The sequence below is a fragment of the Actinotignum schaalii FB123-CNA-2 genome (assembly GCF_000411135.1).
GTDB classification, from domain to species: Bacteria; Actinomycetota; Actinomycetes; order Actinomycetales; family Actinomycetaceae; genus Actinotignum; species Actinotignum schaalii_A.
Genome location: NZ_KE150262.1, coordinates 354,326 through 372,032 on the forward strand (window position 1 = coordinate 354,326; position 17,707 = coordinate 372,032).

A 17,707-nucleotide genomic window follows, 5' to 3' on the forward strand; every position below is an offset into this window, starting at 1 on the left:
CGAGTCTGGCGCAAACCCGGGATGTTATCGCTCGTGGTGTTATCGACGAGAAGACTATTAGTGGGAAGGAAATTATTGCTTGACCTGTGTCTGATATCCAGTCCTTATTAGTATCGAAACCAGAGAATGACAATCATGATTCGAGAACACAGATACACCACTAACCAGGACTTGACCGTTTTACCGGAACCGGAAGGTCCCATGAGTGCGTAAAAACGGCCCGGTGAAAAGCTCGCCGTGGCGCCCGAAAAAATAATGCGTTGTTCCTGCTGGGCTTTATATGCGAAATCAAGCCCGATCACGTCTACCGCCATTGCCGCAAGCCTCTTTACTTAGTTTAGTTATGAAGAGAGATGAGGGGGAACCTTCCCCCCTCACCCCCCTATTGATGTTATCTACCGCCGCCCATAATCGATTCGGGCATCCCGCGGCCAGCCCATGCGCATTGAAGCAGACCAGGCACCCGTCCGGTAGGTCTTGTTCAGCTTAGTGAACCATGCTGAATGGAAATCCGGGAATGACGCCAAATCCAAGGTCACCCTTGCTTTGGTATCCGAATTGAGCGACGAGCAACTTCCCTCAGCCCACGTAGCACCAACGTCGCTTTGAAGCCACGCGCTACAGTTACCGCCCAATGCTTGCGCGTCCCCAACGGTGAGTGACAATGCACCTGCTGCAGCGAGCGCACCTACCGCTAGGCTAGCAATTTTCTTACCATAGTTCCTGTTGCAATTGACATCTTTCCTCCTTGAAATAGTCATTGGAGCCTTACGGCATGCACCACTTCATTCGCGCGGTACATTACTATTCATTATACATAAAATATGCTTTCAGTCACAGTTGTGCTCACCTGTGCCGCATTTACAACACAGACACGCACCTTAGGAAAACATGCCCCCATCTCCGCCGCCGCAGCAGACGACCTAGGCGAAGAAGTTCGTGAAGCGCACATTCCGGACAGAACTCTCCACGAAATGCGCATAAGACACATAAAACCCCGAAGCAGCACTCTCCTGCACACTCTGTTTCCTAGCCAGCTCAAGACCTGGCCCCCACCCACCCAATCTGATATATTCTTCAACGATCAGGGTTCATCAGTGACCGATGCCCCAATCAACAACCAACACTCACCGACGCGCAGGGAGGCGAAATGACCATCGGAGCAACATTTACTCACCGCGGCGAAGGCTACAGCCGCGACGCTCGCTATATCACCACGCGCGTGAGCCGCGACAGTACCAGTTTCCCCGTGGAGTCGGGGCGTTACCGCCTCATCGCGGCGCGCGCCTGCCCGTGGGCGAATCGCACGCTGATTGTGCGCCGCTTGCTCGGGCTGGAAAATGCTATATCGCTAGGCATACCCGGCCCTACCCACGATGAGCGGTCCTGGATTTTTGACCGCGATGCGGGCGGGGTGGATCCGGTGCTCGGAATTCATTTCCTGCGTGATGCCTACCTGGCCCGCGACCCGAATTTCTCCTTGGGAATTACGGTTCCAGCCCTGGTGGATCTTGCTAGCGGCGCCGTCGCCACAAATGATTTTGCGCAGATGACGCTCGATTTTTCTACCGAGTGGCGCGATTTTCACCGCGAGGGCGCCCCGGATCTCTACCCCGCGGAACTGCGCCAGCCCATGGACGCGCTCATGCGCTATATCTACACCGAGATTAATAACGGCGTCTACCGCTGCGGGTTCGCCGGCAGCCAGGAGTCCTATAACCGCGCTTACCTGCGCCTTTTCACGGCGCTGCGCAATATTTCCGAGCTGCTGGCGGGGCGCCGCTACCTCATGGGCGATCATATTACCGAAGCAGATGTGCGCCTCTTTACCACCCTGGTACGTTTCGATGCCGTCTACCACGGGCATTTTAAATGCAATGAAAAGAAACTGACCGAGATGCCGGTACTCTGGGCCTACGCACGCGATCTTTTCCAGACCCCCGGTTTCGGGGACACCGTGGATTTTGAGCACATCACCTCGCATTATTACCAAGTCCACCTGGATGTGAACCCCAACCAGATCGTGCCGCTGGGCCCGGATACGTCCGGATGGCTCAGCCCGCACGGCCGCGAAGTCTTAGGCGGCTCGCCTTTCGGCGGGCCGGCCACCCGTGGGGAACGCTCCACCGCGCCCGGGCCGGTCGCCCCCGGCGAGGAAGTTCCACTGGCCGCGCGCGCCGGGCACTGGGGGAATTTCCACGAAGAACTCGCGCGCACCACAGAAGCCGCGGACAGCTGCACGCAGGGCACCGAACACAGCCGCACGCACGGCAGTAACGGCGGTGTTATCCACCCGCGGAACAAGTCCCGCGATTGGAGCGCAATTCGTGGGATACTCAATGTATGAACGAACGCGCAGGAACCCCGGCCCGCCCCGAAGATCTCATCAATGTTGATGAGCTGGTGGCGGCATATTACGATATCGAACCCGATCCGACCAACCCCCTCCAGCAGGTGGTTTTCGGAACTTCCGGCCATCGCGGCTCCGCTTTCGATGGCGCCTTTAATGAAGCCCATATCGCGGCAACCACACAGGCGATCGTGGACTACCGTAACAAGCAAGGCTATGACGGCCCCATTTTCGTGGGCCGTGATACCCACGGGCTGTCCCTCCCGGCGGAAAAAACCGCTATCGAGGTGCTGGTAGCTAACGGCGCTGATGTGCGGGTGGATGCTCGCGGCTCGTGGACTCCCACCCCGGCGGTCTCGCTGGCCATCCTGGAGGCGAACGGCGCCCCGCACGCGCTGCGTCTAGACGGCCCGGGCCTGGCGGACGGCATTGTTATTACGCCGTCCCACAACCCGCCGCGCGATGGCGGCTTCAAGTACAACCCGCCCAATGGCGGCCCGGCGAATACCGATGCCACGAAGTGGATCGCGGCGCGGGCCAATGAACTCATCGCCGCGGGGTGGAAGAACATCGCCCGCGTGCCCTATGAGGATGCGGCCGCGAAGGTGGGTACTTATGATTTCCGCGATGCTTACGTGACCGCCCTCGATACCATCATCGATTTCGAGGCGATCCGCAAGGCAGGCGTGCGCATTGGTGCGGACCCGATGGGCGGTGCCTCGGCCGAATACTGGCAGGAAATTGCGGACCGCTACGGTATTGACCTGACCGTGGTGAACCCCGACGTGGATCCGGCCTGGCCCTTTATGACCCTGGATTGGGACGGCAAGATCCGCATGGATTGCTCCTCGCCCTACGCAATGGCGGGCCTGCTCCACCGCATGGAGCCGGATGCAAGCGGCCACGCCCCCTACGATCTGGCCACCGGGAACGATGCCGATTCCGATCGGCACGGCATTGTCACCCCGGATGCCGGCCTCATGAACCCCAACCACTACCTCGCGGTGGCCATTGAATACCTCTTCACCCACCGCCCGCAGTGGTCCGAGCGGGTGAACGTCGGGAAAACCCTGGTGTCCTCCTCGCTTATCGACCGGGTGGTGGCCGGCATTGGCCGCACCCTCGTGGAGGTCCCGGTGGGCTTCAAGTGGTTTGTATCCGGCCTGGTGAGCGGGGAAATCGGCTTCGGCGGGGAAGAATCCGCTGGCGCTTCCTTCCTCCGCAAGGACGGTTCGGTGTGGACCACGGATAAGGACGGCCTTGTGCTCGACCTCCTCGCGGCGGAAATCACCGCGGTGACCGGCAAATCTCCCTCCCAGCTCCACAATGAGCAGGTGGAACGCTACGGTTCCTCGGCTTATGCCCGGATCGACGCCCCGGCCACGAAGGAAGAAAAGGCCAAGCTCGGCAAGCTTTCCCCGGCGGACGTCACGGCAACGGAACTGGCCGGCGAGCCGATCACCGCGAAGCTGGTGGAAGCGCCCGGGAACCACGCGGCGATTGGCGGCCTCAAGGTAACCACGGAAAACGCGTGGTTCGCGGCCCGACCTTCCGGCACGGAGGATGTCTACAAGATTTACGCGGAATCCTTCCGCGGCCCGGAGCACCTGGCCCAGGTCCAGGAGGAGGCACGCGCCGTGGTTGCGGCCGCGTTGGGTAACTAATAAGTACGTCACTACATAGGAACGACGACGCGGGGCGGGTGGCTGAACCACCCGCCCCGTCGCCTTGCCAACAGCCCAATAATGGCAGGTAGCTTCTTCCCCGTGCAGCGACCAACAATTCCCGAAGCACCTTCCAGAAATTTGGGCGACCCGTTGCAGCGGTGACCTACCCGGGCGACGAGACACGTGACTACACCGTGCGCACGCGGGTGCCGGACGATGCTGACGGCAACCCCGTTCTGAAACGTGATATGCGTTTCCCGATTGAGCATGCCGATTTAGAATCCAGGGATCTTTCACTCAGCGTTATCACTTGTTACACTTATGGCAACATGACCGGTTCCGCTGCCCGCTTCGGCGGGAGTCCAGGGCCGGTCCTTTTTGTTCGTTGGGAGGCGAGGGTGCGCCGGATCGAAGTCAAACCTTTTCTACCCTACGCGCAGCAGGTCGATCTGCTCATCGAACGCGGCATGCTGATCGCCGACCGACAACTGGCAGAGCGGCAGCTCGCCACACTAAACTACTATCGGCTTTCCGGTTATTGGCATTCTATGCGTCAGATAGACCTTGAAAAAGGCATGAGTCTCAATGCTTTCCGGCCAGGGTCTTCGTTCGAACTCGCCGTGGAACTTTATCGATTTGACGAGAGACTTCGGCAGGTAGTTTTCGCGGATTTGAGCAGCATCGAACTTGCGATGCGTGCGCTCATCGGTTATCGCTTGGGAGCGATAGATCCGCTCATCCACCTTGATTCGAGAAAACTCGGTGCACCGGCTCGCCAGCGAACAGGTAAAACAGCTTCGACCCACCACGAAATATGGTTGGCAAAATACGAAAACGCCGTAAAAAATTCACAAGAAGAGTTCGTGAAGCACCACAGGGAGCAATACGGCGGCCAGCTTCCCATCTGGGTCGCTGTCGAGATAATGGATTGGGGAACGCTCTCCCACCTCTACCGCATGGCCCCTTCACGCGCCCGGAATGAGGTCGCGACAACTTGCCACTTACGTGCCCCGCAGCTTGAGTCCTGGCTCAAATGTCTCAATATTCTCCGCAATTATGCAGCCCACCACGCGCGAGTTTTCAACAAGACATTCGATATCAAGCCAAAACTTCCAAAAGATCTTTACCCCCGATTCGCGCAATCCATCAATCGAGTTTTCGGTCAACTCACGCTCATCCGCCACCTTCAACGAGTGCTTAATATTTCTCACAACAACGAAATTCTCGACGTTCTCGAGAGCTTTCCGCATAACACCCTGGTTCCGTTTACGCGACTAGGAGCACCTGAGAACTGGCGGAACGACCCATTATGGCGTGGATAGGTGGAGACGCGGGGCGGGTGGCGCAGCCACCCGCCCCGGTTGATTCCCCGCTAGCGGATTTCGCTCAGCAGGTCGATATCATCATCCTGGCAGCCCGTGAGATTGACGGGAATGTCAATATCCTCCCCGCCATCCTCGATATCCACTTCAAGATGGGTGGCGGGCTTGGTGGGAGCACACCCGGGCGCACTCCCGGCATCGGCCAGTGCCACAGTCCAGTTCACGCTGGCACCCGGAGCGATGCTGCCAGCTTGGGAGCTCAGTTCCAGATTCTCAGACACGCCATCACCGGCGGCATCTTTCAGCTCGATATCCACATCCGGATGCAGGGTGCAGGCCGCCTGCGAAGAATTCGTGAGGGTGAGAATATACGCGCTGGCCGCGCTGCCAGGTTCAAAGGTAGCAGCCAGATTCGCCGCGCCACAGGCCCCCGCCGCGGCAGCGGCGTCGTCGTCGTTCTTTCCATGGTCAGCACCGGAGCTCGGTGCCGCGGCGCTTGCCTGGGGCGTGGCGCTACTATTCGCGGTCGTGGCATCCGCGGTGGTGGCATTGTCATTCGAGCAGGCGCTCAGGGTCAGCGCGGCGGCAAGAGCGGTGGCGGTGGCGGCGAGCAGGGCCGCGAAACGTGTTCTTTTCATATTGCCACCCTAACAAGCACCCACGAAACCGGCCTTATTTCAAGGAAAAATGACAGGACTCTCATCCTGCTGTCATATTCCACACGGTCGCTATGAATCGAACGAAACACATATCCACCACTTCCACGCGGGACTCTAGAATAGACACGTTAGAAACCTCAATCAGGCGTTCGTAGAAATCTCAGAAGAAGGAGCCGCATGTCTATTCCCACCCCGCCCGTTGGCGTTGCAGATATCGGAGTAACTGGAATGGCGGTGATGGGCTCGAATCTGGCCCGCAACCTCGCCAGCCGCGGCTACAAAGTCGCTATCCATAATCGCACCGCCGCGAAGACCGAGCGGGTGATGGCGGAACACGGCGGTGAAGGGGAGTTCTACCCGAGCGAATCCATGGCGGATTTCGTGGCTTCGCTGGCCCGCCCCCGGGTGGCCATTATTATGGTCAAAGCCGGCAAGCCCACCGATGCTGTTATTGAGGAGCTCGCCGATCTCATGGAACCGGGCGATATTATCGTGGACTGCGGGAATTCGCTTTTCACCGATACCATGCGCCGCGAAGCGGAGATCTCCGCGCGCGGGCTGCATTTTGTGGGCACGGGGGTGTCCGGCGGCGAAGAGGGCGCACTCAAGGGCCCCTCGATTATGCCCGGTGGCACCCGCGAATCCTACGATCGCCTCGGCCCCATGTTTGAGGCGATTGCCGCGCACAAGAACGGCGAACCGTGCTGCACCTACGTGGGCCCCAACGGCGCCGGCCATTTCGTAAAAATGGTGCATAACGGTATCGAATATGCGGATATGCAGCTCATCGCGGAAGCTTATGACCTCATGCGCACCGCCCTGGGCATGAGCGCCGCGGATATTGGCGACGTTTTCGAACGCTGGAATTCCACCGAGCTGGATTCCTACCTTATTGAGATCACCGCCGAGGTGCTGCGCCAGCGCGATGCCGCCACCGGGGGCGCGCTCGTGGACGTGATTCAGGATGCCGCCGCACAGAAGGGCACCGGGGCCTGGACCGTGCAAAACGCCGCCGCTTTCGGGGTTCCTGCCACCGGTATTGCCGAAGCGACTTTCGCGCGCAGCCTGTCCGGGGATAGCGCGGAACGCGCTGCCGGCCGCAGCCTGCCCGGGCACACCACCGAGGTAGCGGTGGAGGATCGCGAGCGCTTTATCGAAGATATTCGCCTGGCTCTCTACGCCTCGAAGATGGTGGCCTACTCCCAAGGTTTCGAGCTCATCCGCAAGGGCTCCCTGGAGAATTCCTGGGGTATCGACCTGGGCGCGATGGCGCGGATTTGGAGGGCCGGGTGCATTATTCGCGCGGCTTTCCTCGACCGTATTACCGAGGCTTATACTCGCCAGCCCGATCTGCCGCTGCTCCTGGCTGATCCCTATTTCAGCTCCGAGATTTCCGGAGCCGTGGAGGCCTGGCGCCGGATTGTGGTGTTCGCCGCGCAGCGCGGGGTGCCGATCCCTGCCTTCGCATCCTCGCTGGCCTATTACGATGGCGTGCGCGCCGAGCGCCTCCCGGCCAATCTTATTCAGGCCCAGCGTGATTATTTCGGGGCGCATACCTACCGCCGCCTCGATACCGAGGGCGTTTTCCACACCGTCTGGCAGGATCCCGCGCGCCCGGAAGAACGCTGGGACTAGGGCGGTGCTGAGACTAAGCGTCCCGAAAGGGAAAGGGCCAGCACCGAGATTCGGGACCAGTCAAGGTTTGTTGAGATATCCACATTTGTGAGATATCCCAGAGCGCCCTTACCGCCGCGGTAACTTTCGGTAGCGTAACCTTGAAGAGTAGTACCGCGGCGCGGGGTCTCCCGGATTCTCAACGGAGCGCATAGGCATCCCGTACGCCAGTGGCTATACACCACAGCGACTGCACCTCGGTGGCAAGATCCGTTCCACATCTTGCTGCCGAGGTGCTTCTACCCGGTGCCATGTAGGGTGACGACGCCGCCGCGCTGCCGCGCGGGCCGCTGGCCCGAGGTCCTATAGCACCAGCACCACACCCGCACAAAAACTCACCTTCGTGACAGCGTCGCTAAAATCTGCCACATTAGTTAAGGCTTGTACACTGGGTTGAACTGGGAAATTACCGCACTATACGCACAGCCTTGAATTAAGGTGTCCCGTATAAGTACACTCATGGATGGGTTAGGACTTCCTTCCCTAACGTATTTTTACTCTACGCAAAGGTAAACAATGAAGAAGACAGTTCGCGGCTTTTTCGCGCTTGTGGCTGCCAGCACCCTCGCGCTGGGCGCTTGCTCCAATAACTCGGCCAAGGATACCTCCTCACCTTCCGCCGCCGCTTCGGAACCTGCCGCTGAGGCCACCACAGAGGCCGCCGGCACCGTTTCGATCACGGATTCGCATGGCACCCAGGAAGTTCCGGTCAACCCGGAGCGCGTGGTTTCCCTGGATAACCGCACTTTCGAAACTCTGCATGATTGGGGCATCAAGCTCCTCGCGGCGCCCAAGGATGTGATGCCGAAGGATGACCCGTACGTCAAGGATGACTCGGTCGTGAATATCGGCAATCACCGCGAACCGAATTTTGAGGCCATCACCGCGGCCAACCCGGATCTGGTTATCGTGGGCCAGCGCTTCGCCCAGCATTATGACAAGATCAAGGCCGCCGCTCCGAACGCCGCAATTATCGATCTGAATATCAAGCTCCCCAAGGAAGAACAGGATGCGGATGCCAATAAATCCGGCGAACTCCTCATGGAGGGCATGAAGAAGGACGTTGAGGATCTGGGCAAGATCTTCGGCAAGGAAAAGGAAGCCACGAAGCTCAACGGGGATCTGGATGCCGCGATTGCGGCTGCGCGTGATGCCTACCCTGCCGGCCAGAAGGTGCTGTCCATCAATACCAACGGTGGCAAGATGGGTTACCTCGCCCCGGGCGTGGGCCGCACCCTCGGGCCGCTCTACCCGCTCCTCAACCTCACCCCGGCCTTCGATCTGGGTGAAGGAACCTCGAACCACAAGGGTGACGAAGTTTCCGACGAAGCCCTGGCCCAGGCCAACCCCGAGTGGATCCTCATTATGGATCGCGATGCTGCGGTAGGTAAGGGCAATGAAGCGCACGGCGCTGATCTGGTAACCAACTCCCCCGCCATGGCCAATGTGCCGGCGGTGCAGAAGAAGCAGATCCTGACCATGCCCGCGGATACCTACGTCAATGAAGGTCCGCAAACCTACATCGAATTCCTCAACGACCTGGCCAAGGCCTTCAAGGCCGCCAAGTAGCTCAGGCTAACGGTTGACTAACCTGCGGGGGCCGGTAACCCGGCCCCCGCAGCATGTACGCTCATGACAACACCACCGCAGAGTTCTCTTTCCTCACGCAGGCCTACCGCGAGTAGACTGCTGCGAGCCCTACCGCTCACCCTCGGCGTCGTGATTCTGGCGGGCCTCGTCTACCTATCCATGACCACGGGGACCTACAATATCGCCGAACACGAAGGCGGCGAATTCATGTATTTCGCCACCCGTATTCCCCGTACCGCCTCCCTGGTGCTGGCCGGTGCCGCGATGGCGATGTGCGGGCTGGTCATGCAGTTACTGACCCAGAATAAATTCGTGGAACCCACCACCACGGGCACCACCGAATGGGCCGGCCTCGGGCTGCTCGTGGTCATGTTCCTGGTCCCGCATACTTCGCTTATTGAGCAGATGCTGGCCGCTATCCTTTTCGCTTTTATCGGCACCATTATTTTCTTCTTGTTCCTCCGCCGGGTGACGCTGCGTTCCTCGGTGATTGTGCCGATTGTGGGAATTATGCTCGGCGCGGTAGTATCCGCTATTTCCACCTTCTTCGCCCTCAAAACTGACACCCTGCAGACCCTGGGAGTCTGGTTCCAGGGCAGTTTCGCGAATGTGGTGGCCGGGCGTTACGAACCACTGTGGATTGTCCTTATCGCCACCGTGCTTATTTTCATTCTGGCCGACCGCCTCACCGTGGCAGGCCTAGGTGAGGATGTGGCTACCGGGCTGGGCGTGAATTACAACCTCATCGTGCTGCTCGGCACCGGGGTGATCGCCCTGACCACCGGCGTGGTCACCGTGGTTATTGGCCGTATTCCCTTCCTCGGGCTTATCGTCCCTAATATTATTTCGCTGCTGCGCGGGGACGATCTGCGTTCTAATCTCCCCTGGGTCTGCGTTTTCGGAGCCGGAATCCTCACGGTCTGTGATCTGGTATCCCGCACTCTCATCGCTCCCTTCGAAATCCCGGTGTCCTTGATCCTGGGCACCCTGGGAGCGGCCGTGTTCATCTTCCTTATTCTGCGGCAGCGTCGGAGGCTCTCATGAGCGTCGTCGTACCACAATCTCCCGAAAAATCATGCGTTCCTGGACAAGCTCCCCGCCACGCGGACGCTTTCGCAACCCCGCGGGCGCGGCGGCGCTACTGGTTGCTGCTCATCGGCACCGCGCTGCTCGGCTTAGCCTGCACCGCGCTCTACTTTGTGTGGAATATTCCGGTGGCGGTGGGCTCCGAAGGTTTCTGGATTATTACCCGGATGCGCGCCGAGGCGGTGTTTTCCATTCTACTGGTGGCCTTCTGCCAGTCGCTGGCCACCCTCGCGTTCCAGACGGTCACTACTAACCGGATTCTCACGCCGTCGATTATGGGCTTTGAGTCGCTGTATTCGGTGATTCATACCTCCACGATTTTCTTCTTCGGGGTGGCCGGGTTCGTGGCTTTCACCGGGGTACGGGCTTTCCTTATCCAGGTGGCGATTATGGTGGCCTGCGCGCTCGCACTGTACGGGTGGCTGCTGCGCGGCAAACTCGGCAGCCTTCATATTATGCTGCTAATCGGCATTATTATCGGCACCGGGCTGGGCTCACTTTCCGCTTTTATGCAACGCATGCTTACTCCTTCCGAATTCGATGTGCTTTCTGCGCGCATGTTCGGCACTATCGCGAATGCTCGCTCGGATGTGTTCGTGGCGGCGCTCCCGCTGGCGCTGGGCGCGGGGGTGGCACTCCTCCTCATTTCACGTTCCCTCAATGCGATTGCGCTGGGGCGGGATGTGGCGGTGTCGCTGGGCGTCAACCACCTGCGGATGCTACTGATTTCCCTCACGCTTATCGCGGTGCTTATCTCGGTATCCACGGCGCTGGTGGGGCCCATGACGTTCTTCGGTTTCCTGGTTGCTACCCTCACCTACCAAGCTGCGGATACTTACGATCACCGTTTCCTCTTCCCCATGGCCGCCGTGATCGGCTATGCGGTACTCATGGGTGGCTTCTTCGTGATGAAAAATATTTTCTCGGCGGAAGGCGTGGTCTCCATCATTATTGAACTGGTGGGCGGCCTGATGTTCCTCGTCGTCGTTCTGAGAAAGGGGCGGTTGTAATGCGCCACCGCAAGAAAACAGCAGGCACACATATCGAGGTTCCCGCACCGGTTCCGCCGGTTGTTTCCCCGCATTTGCGTGCGGCTGATCTGAGCTGCGCAGATCCGATGATCCGCATGGAAGGTACCCGCCGCGACTACAGTTCGGAGGTGCGGATCGGCCCGGTCACCTTGGATATTCCGCACGGTGGAGTCACGGCGCTGGTCGGCCCGAATGGTGCGGGTAAGTCCACGCTGCTCACAATGATCGGGCGGCTCATGCGTATGGACGCGGGCGCGATTGCGGTGGCGGGTCTTGATGTGACGACGACGAAATCCGCCGATCTTGCCAAGATTCTCGCGATCCTACGCCAGGAAAATCACTTCGTTACTCGCCTGACGGTGCGCCAGCTGGTTGGCTTCGGGAGGTTCCCGTATTCCAATGGGCGCCTGACCGCCGAAGATGAGGAGATTATCTCCCGCTATATTGATTTCCTGGGGCTCACGGAGTTGGAGGGGCGCTACCTGGATGAGCTGTCCGGTGGGCAGCGCCAACGCGCCTACGTGGCGATGGTCCTCACCCAAGAAACCGATTGCGTACTGCTGGACGAACCTCTCAATAACCTGGATATCTCGCATTCGGTGCAGATGATGCGCCACCTACGCCAGGCCGCGGATGACCTCCACCGCACCATCGTGCTGGTTATCCATGATATTAATTTCGCGGCACGCTACTCGGATCGCATTATTGCCATGCGGGAGGGCATCGTCATGGACGCGGGCACCCCGGCGGATATTATGACCCCGGAACGCCTTTCCGCGATTTTCGACGCGGAGATTGATGTGATTCCCGGCCCCTGCGGCCCGGTCGCGATTTACTAAGCATTTGAGCCAGCATCTCCGGAGCCGCCCGAGCCGGAAGAATTCGCTTGGCTCTTCTTGCTCAGTGCCCGCGCGCGAAGCGATTGGCGGGATTGGTTGCGCCGTCGTACCGCACGTTCCTGGCGTTCAGCGCGCGCAAGCCGACGGTGCTCTTCGTCCCGCAACCTACGCATCCGCCGGCTCAGCGAAGAACTGACGTGCTGGAGAGTATCGTTCACGGAATAGTCCCGATTCACGGGCAGCGACCACTCGAAAACGCGAGCCAGGATCACCAGCAGCGAAGCGAGCAGGGTAGAAACCGCCATCGCCAGCATCGGCGCGTGGTTGTACCAGAGAACCACCGCGGGGAACGCCGCGATAAGCGATGCCGTGGCATAAAGAGTATTACCGCCGAAAATCACCGGGGTGCGGCCCACCGTGATATCGCGGATAAGCCCGCCACCCACCGCGGTAATCATGCCCATCATGACCGCCGGCATCACGCCCAATCCGGCATTGAGAGTTTTGATAACACCGGTGGCGGTCCAGGCACCCATAACGGCAGCGTCCATGACCGTCATAAACCGCCGCACCCATTTCCCGCGCAGGCGCAGCAGATAGGCCACCAGCGCCCCGAGCAGGGCACAGCTGAGATAGTACGGATTGGTGAGCGCCACCGGTGGTTCCTTGAGAAGCGGCGCCTGCTGGATGAGGATATCGCGCAGCATACCGCCACCCAGGGCGCTGATAATCGCCACGATGACGAAACCGACGATGTCGAAAGATTTTTCGCGGGCCACCATGCCACCGAGGATGGCCGCCACGAACACCCCGAAAATATCTAAGAGGTCAAAAACAACCGGAGACCATTCCGAGAGCGTATCCAAATCCACGCTTCCCATTCTAGGTGACGGAAGTTTTCAAGGAGTGGGATTGGGGGTAGATGGTGAAGGGATATGACAGCAGCGGGTCCGGAGTTATCCGCAGAATTATTCCCCGTTTTCCACCGGTTGTGGATCAGTCTTTTTGCGCTTGCATACCATGCAAGAATGACGGAGAAGCACATGTAACTACTTCTCCATGAGGCGATTGCAGGAGTGAGACATATGGATATTGCTGAGGATCGGCTGTGCTTTCCAGACCGTGTTTACAACTCGCTGGAAGAGACTCTCGAGTGCAAAGAAGAAATCTTGCGTGAGGTCAGAATGACCCGGGAAGAATTCGACTGGCGCGCTGATAACTACCAGCTCGGACCGAAGGAGACTAACGCCTACTTCGAAATGGAAGGCCTGGATCGCTTCGAGGAGTACTACCGTGGTGAACGCACGTTTGAATGAGTGCGCCGATAAGTTCGGAGCAGCATGCACGCCCGAGGCTCCCTGCGATGGAGTTTACCCGAAATCCCTTGCTTGCTGACCTTACCCCGGCCGCTCCCTAGGAATCGGATTCCGCTGCCGGCGTGGAATCAGGAGCAGGAGCAGAATCAGTAGCCGGACCGACACCAGCAACAGGCTTGAGCCGCACGATGATACCGCGGTGGTCGCTGGCGTTACCCGGGTCGATGATCTCCCCGGCCACCCCGCGGTAGGCCCCCGAGCTCATGACCCGATCAATAGGCGAGGCCAGCAGCGCGGGCACCGTAGTGGGCCAGGTCCCCACCGCGCCGATTCCGGCGTCAGCCCCCAGATCTCGGCAGGTCGAGCCAGGGCTGAGTGCAGCCTGGTGGTCCGCCGTCGAATTAAAATCCCCTGCAACAACCGCATCCGGCACGGCCGCACACACCTGGTACAACGCCCGCGCCTCCGCGCGCCACAGATCCATATACGTAGGTACCGGGGCCGTGGGGTGCCCGGCCACGAACATCGGAGCATCCGGGCGCGCCCCGTCGCGCGGCGCGGCCGCCACCGCGCGTGCCAGATCATCGCCGTAGCTTTCGCTCAAATCCACCGCTTCGTACTCCCCGCGCGCGGCTGAAACGAGCAGCACCGAAGAGCGCCAATCGGCGCTATAGCGAGAAACACCGCCGTCAAAAAGCTGGTAGTCAACCCCGCGCGCGGCCAATTTCTCCTGGATCTCCGCACCGGCATCGCCCGAGGTTTCAATCAGCGAAACCGCATCCGCCCCCACCCGCACGATGGTATCGGCCAATTGATCCCAGTCCACGCGCCCGCCCTCGGTGTTGTACTGCACCACGGTGAGCTCGCCGGCCGCGGGCGCACCGAGAGTCTCCCGCTCCAGCCCGCGCCCGCTCAACGTACCGGCATGCGCGAGGGCCACGAGTAGTAGCACGACGGCGCAGCTCACCGCCACGCGCCCACCCCCGAAATACCTGCGGACCGCACCGAGCAGCCCCACCGCGAGCGCGGCGATCAGCATCCCGAGCGCCAGCGCCCCGCGGCTGGACATGATCTGAGCCCCGGGCACCACGGTGGCAAGCCGGGCGGCCGGACCGAACCAGGCCGGTTGCACCGTGAAAACCGCGAAGACGGCAAGGAGCAACCCGAGAAGAGAATTGAGAACGCGCACCGCGCCTACCTTTCCGGCTGGCTTTTTAGGCCCCGCACAGGGCCTGCTGGATAAGGGTAGCGAAGTGCTGCTGCCCGGTGGGTGTGAGATGGATGCCATCGTCACGCAGGAATTCTTCGTGGCCTTCGGTAGCCGCCCACCAATCAATAATGCCCACATTCGGGTGGGAGGCGGCGTAGGCCTTGAGCAGCTCGTTATTCGGGTTTTGGGCCGGCAGCGGACTGCGGTTCGTCACGAAATAAACGGGAAGACCCTGAGCAGCGTCCACCAGTTTTTGGATATCCGCTTCCCCGCCAATAGCTCCGTTCGAGCCGAGCGCATAGATAAGCACCCGCGGCTTCTCCCCGAGGGCTTGGCGCTCGGCGAACACCTCCGCGCCGGCGGTGAATTGCCGGCTGACCTTACCGTCCACCACCGAATTGGGAAGGACCTCCTTGAGGGCCTCGGTGGCACCCAAAGTCACCGAATCACCGATCATCACGGCGTTAGCCCCGCAAACACCGGTGGCCGGGTCCTTACTCCACGCGGAAGCATCCAGATTGCCCGGTACTTTCGTGGCGATGGGCTGGAGAGCGCCCGGGCTGGGACGTGGAGTAGGAGTGGGCGTCGCCGGGGCGGGCGCTGCGCCGGGCACCGCGCCGGTGGTGGCCGGAGCGGAGCTGGCCGGCGGTGCAGGAGCAGCCAGCTCCGGGCGCAAGGCCACCGCGCGGGAATCCGCGAGGCGCTGCCAGGAAATCGGCGCAAAAACCAGCAGAGTCACGAGCAGGAGAGACACCGCGCTCAGCACCGCGAAGGCCGTGTCACTCAGCTGGTTCTTACCCGCGAAGCTAGGCCAGTTACGCCAATTACGCGAGTTACGCGAGCCGGTGCACCACGTGCGCATATCGCTACGCCACGTGCGCAGGCTAGTCCACCAGCTACGCAAACCCGCGCGCCAGCCGGCCCGCGCCAGGCGCGCGCTCGGATGCTCCACACACCGATAAAACAGCTCCGCTACCAGGCCCACCACCAGCAACTGCCCGATCTTGGCCGCCCCGGAAATCTCCGCGGTGCGGGTAGCCGGATTCATGAAAAGCAACAGCGGATAGTGAACCAGGTAGAGGGAAAAGGACCGCGAACCCAAATAAGCAAAAGGGGCACTGGCCAATACCCGGCTCAGGCCCAACCGCGGGTTGTGCACAGTGAGGACAATGAGTGCGGTCAGAAGCGCCGTCGTCGTTAAACCACCCGCGTACGTGAGGGCCGATTCACCATCCGCCCATACGGCCAGCGCCAGCAACGCCAGGAGAGCGGCGCCGGTGCCGACCCGCAACGCGAAAGCAGAGGTGGCGGAATGGGCGGGAGGCTGCGGCGTCGTACTATCCGCTCGCGGCCACAGGGAGGCAATATACGGCGAAACGAGAGCCGCGAGCGCGCCAATAAGGAGTTCAGCGGCGCGAGTATCCAGGCCGTAGTAGGTGCGGGTGGAATCCGGACCCGCGAAGAAAAGCACGGCCATGAGCAGCGCGGAGGCGAGGGCCAGGCTCGCCACGATCCGCACCGTCGAGTAACGCACCCGGCGCAGGGCCAGCAGGATGAACGGCCAGAGCAAGTAGAACTGGGCGAGGACCCCCAGGTACCACAGGTGAGTGAGGGGGGACGGCAGGCCGGAGGCAGCGAAATACGGGACCTCGCGGAAAATATAGACCCAGTTACTCGCGAAAAGCGCGGCCGGGAGTGCGTCGGCCTGCACTTTCGGGAGCAGGCTGGGCGCAAAAATGTAGCTGAAGAGCGCAGCCCCCGCGATGGTGACGAGAACCGGAGGCCACAGGCGCAGGAGGCGGCGGCGCAGGTAACGCAAGTAGGAGAAGCGGCGTTCGCGGCTCAGCTCGCGCAGCACGCTGCGGGTGATGAGGAAACCAGACAGCACGAAAAACACCGTGACGCCGATGAATCCGCCGGTCAGCACCGCCGGACGCATGTGATAGAGCACCACCGCGATGATCGCGAGCGCGCGGATGCCGTCGAGGGCGCGGATGCGGGTGGTGGTGCGTGAGGATTGCGGCATAGGCACATTCTAGGACTGCGCGAATACGGGGAGGCGAGACACGGGGCTGCGGAGCGTCCATGAGATGAGGACCACCGGGGAGCGGCCGGGGCGGCTGTAGAATAGGCGGCGCGAGTGCTGGCGCGGCCGGGCACTCACCCATTCAGCACGAAAGGAATGCCTGTGATAACAGTCGAAGCCCTGACGAAACGCTACGGTGCGACCACCGCGGTCGATAACCTGAGTTTCCAGCTCCAGCCCGGGAAAATCACCGGGTTCCTCGGCCCGAACGGGTCGGGTAAATCCACCACGATGCGCTGCATTATGGGGCTGGATCGCCCCACCTCCGGGCGTGCCCTCATCGCCGGGCAGCCCTATGAGCAGCTCACCTCCCCGCTCACCACGGTGGGCGCACTACTGGACGGCAAAGCCTTCCACGGTTCGCGCAGCGCGCGTGGCCACCTGCAGATTCTGGCGGCCACCCACGGGATTCCCGCCCGGCGCGTGGACGAAGTTATCGAGTTGACGGGGATCGGGAGCGTGGCAAAGCGCAAGCTCAAGGGCTTCTCGCTGGGAATGGGCCAGCGGCTCGGGATTGCCGCGGCGCTGCTGGGCGACCCGGAAGTGCTGCTCTTCGACGAACCCGTCAACGGGCTGGACCCGGACGGGGTGCGCTGGGTGCGTCTGCTCATGCGCACGCTCGCGCAGCAGGGCCGCACCATTCTGGTGTCCTCGCACCTCATGAGCGAAATGCAGCAAACCGCCGATGACCTGCTGGTCATCGGGCGCGGGCGCATGATTGCTTTCGGGCCCATCGAGAGTTTCACCGAAGCCGCGGCGAATACCACGGTGCTGGTGGCCTCCCCCAACCGGGCCGGCTTGGAGGGTGCGCTGCGGGCAGCCGGGCTGGACTTCCAGGATGCTAGCGAGGTTGCGGGGCCCGCGGCGGGCGCGCCGG

The 17,707-nt window shown here is 60.9% G+C and carries 15 protein-coding genes; 10 read left to right on the forward strand and 5 right to left on the reverse strand.

Features of this window, described 5'->3' with window-relative positions:
• Positions 1 to 107: 107 nt before the first annotated feature.
• A complete protein-coding gene (locus HMPREF9237_RS01460; RefSeq protein WP_016441942.1) occupies positions 108 to 314 on the reverse strand; it encodes a hypothetical protein in 207 nt (68 codons plus the stop codon).
• A gap of 836 nt (positions 315 to 1,150) precedes the next feature.
• On the opposite strand from HMPREF9237_RS01460, the gene HMPREF9237_RS01465 reads away from it, so the two are divergent.
• The 3 genes from HMPREF9237_RS01465 to HMPREF9237_RS01475 all read left to right on the forward strand — a co-directional run bounded on the left by HMPREF9237_RS01465 (position 1,151) and on the right by HMPREF9237_RS01475 (position 5,339).
• Positions 1,151 to 2,347: a glutathione S-transferase family protein gene (locus tag HMPREF9237_RS01465; protein ID WP_016441943.1), complete on the forward strand. Its 1,197-nt coding sequence runs from the start codon at positions 1,151 to 1,153 to the stop codon at positions 2,345 to 2,347.
• Complete coding sequence (gene pgm, locus HMPREF9237_RS01470) at positions 2,344 to 4,014, forward strand: phosphoglucomutase (alpha-D-glucose-1,6-bisphosphate-dependent) (protein WP_016441944.1); 1,671 nt, start codon at positions 2,344 to 2,346, stop codon at positions 4,012 to 4,014. Before HMPREF9237_RS01465 ends, pgm begins: the two co-directional genes overlap by 4 nt.
• Positions 4,015 to 4,175: 161 nt before the next feature.
• Positions 4,176 to 5,339: an Abi family protein gene (locus HMPREF9237_RS01475; protein WP_016441945.1), complete on the forward strand. Its 1,164-nt coding sequence runs from the start codon at positions 4,176 to 4,178 to the stop codon at positions 5,337 to 5,339.
• A gap of 50 nt (positions 5,340 to 5,389) precedes the next feature.
• Here the strand turns inward: HMPREF9237_RS01475 and HMPREF9237_RS01480 are convergent, their stop codons facing one another.
• Positions 5,390 to 5,977: a DUF4232 domain-containing protein gene (locus tag HMPREF9237_RS01480; RefSeq protein ID WP_016441946.1), complete on the reverse strand. Its 588-nt coding sequence runs from the start codon at positions 5,975 to 5,977 to the stop codon at positions 5,390 to 5,392.
• Between the two features lie 198 nt (positions 5,978 to 6,175).
• Here HMPREF9237_RS01480 and gndA point away from each other — a divergent pair, with 198 nt between their 5' ends.
• From gndA to HMPREF9237_RS01505, 5 genes are all read left to right on the forward strand, one after another.
• Positions 6,176 to 7,633, forward strand: coding sequence for an NADP-dependent phosphogluconate dehydrogenase (gene gndA, locus HMPREF9237_RS01485; protein ID WP_016441947.1), 1,458 nt, complete (start codon positions 6,176 to 6,178; stop codon positions 7,631 to 7,633).
• A gap of 555 nt (positions 7,634 to 8,188) precedes the next feature.
• Positions 8,189 to 9,241, forward strand: coding sequence for a siderophore ABC transporter substrate-binding protein (locus tag HMPREF9237_RS01490; RefSeq protein WP_016441948.1), 1,053 nt, complete (start codon positions 8,189 to 8,191; stop codon positions 9,239 to 9,241).
• A 63-nt stretch (positions 9,242 to 9,304) separates the two neighbouring features.
• A complete protein-coding gene (locus tag HMPREF9237_RS01495) occupies positions 9,305 to 10,306 on the forward strand; it encodes an ABC transporter permease (RefSeq protein ID WP_016441949.1) in 1,002 nt (333 codons plus the stop codon).
• Entirely contained in the window at positions 10,303 to 11,358 is a 1,056-nt protein-coding gene (locus HMPREF9237_RS01500; RefSeq protein ID WP_016441950.1) for an iron chelate uptake ABC transporter family permease subunit, read from the forward strand. The genes HMPREF9237_RS01495 and HMPREF9237_RS01500 overlap by 4 nt, the downstream gene beginning before the upstream one ends.
• A 107-nt stretch (positions 11,359 to 11,465) precedes the next feature.
• Positions 11,466 to 12,218, forward strand: coding sequence for an ABC transporter ATP-binding protein (locus tag HMPREF9237_RS01505; RefSeq protein WP_039898489.1), 753 nt, complete (start codon positions 11,466 to 11,468; stop codon positions 12,216 to 12,218).
• Here the strand turns inward: HMPREF9237_RS01505 and HMPREF9237_RS01510 are convergent.
• Positions 12,215 to 13,099, reverse strand: coding sequence for a trimeric intracellular cation channel family protein (locus tag HMPREF9237_RS01510; RefSeq protein ID WP_016441952.1), 885 nt, complete (start codon positions 13,097 to 13,099; stop codon positions 12,215 to 12,217). The genes HMPREF9237_RS01505 and HMPREF9237_RS01510 overlap by 4 nt on opposite strands.
• A 204-nt stretch (positions 13,100 to 13,303) precedes the next feature.
• On the opposite strand from HMPREF9237_RS01510, the gene HMPREF9237_RS01515 reads away from it, so the two are divergent.
• On the forward strand, positions 13,304 to 13,534 hold the full coding sequence (locus tag HMPREF9237_RS01515) for a hypothetical protein (RefSeq protein WP_016441953.1): 231 nt from the start codon (positions 13,304 to 13,306) through the stop codon (positions 13,532 to 13,534).
• A 97-nt stretch (positions 13,535 to 13,631) separates the two neighbouring features.
• Here the strand turns inward: HMPREF9237_RS01515 and HMPREF9237_RS01520 are convergent, their stop codons facing one another.
• Complete coding sequence (locus HMPREF9237_RS01520; RefSeq protein ID WP_016441954.1) at positions 13,632 to 14,723, reverse strand: endonuclease/exonuclease/phosphatase family protein; 1,092 nt, start codon at positions 14,721 to 14,723, stop codon at positions 13,632 to 13,634.
• 25 nt (positions 14,724 to 14,748) lie between these two features.
• Complete coding sequence (locus HMPREF9237_RS01525) at positions 14,749 to 16,770, reverse strand: acyltransferase family protein (protein WP_016441955.1); 2,022 nt, start codon at positions 16,768 to 16,770, stop codon at positions 14,749 to 14,751.
• Between the two features lie 162 nt (positions 16,771 to 16,932).
• Here HMPREF9237_RS01525 and HMPREF9237_RS01530 point away from each other — a divergent pair.
• A partial coding sequence (locus tag HMPREF9237_RS01530) for an ABC transporter ATP-binding protein (protein WP_016441956.1) occupies positions 16,933 to 17,707 on the forward strand: 775 nt, incomplete at its 3' end.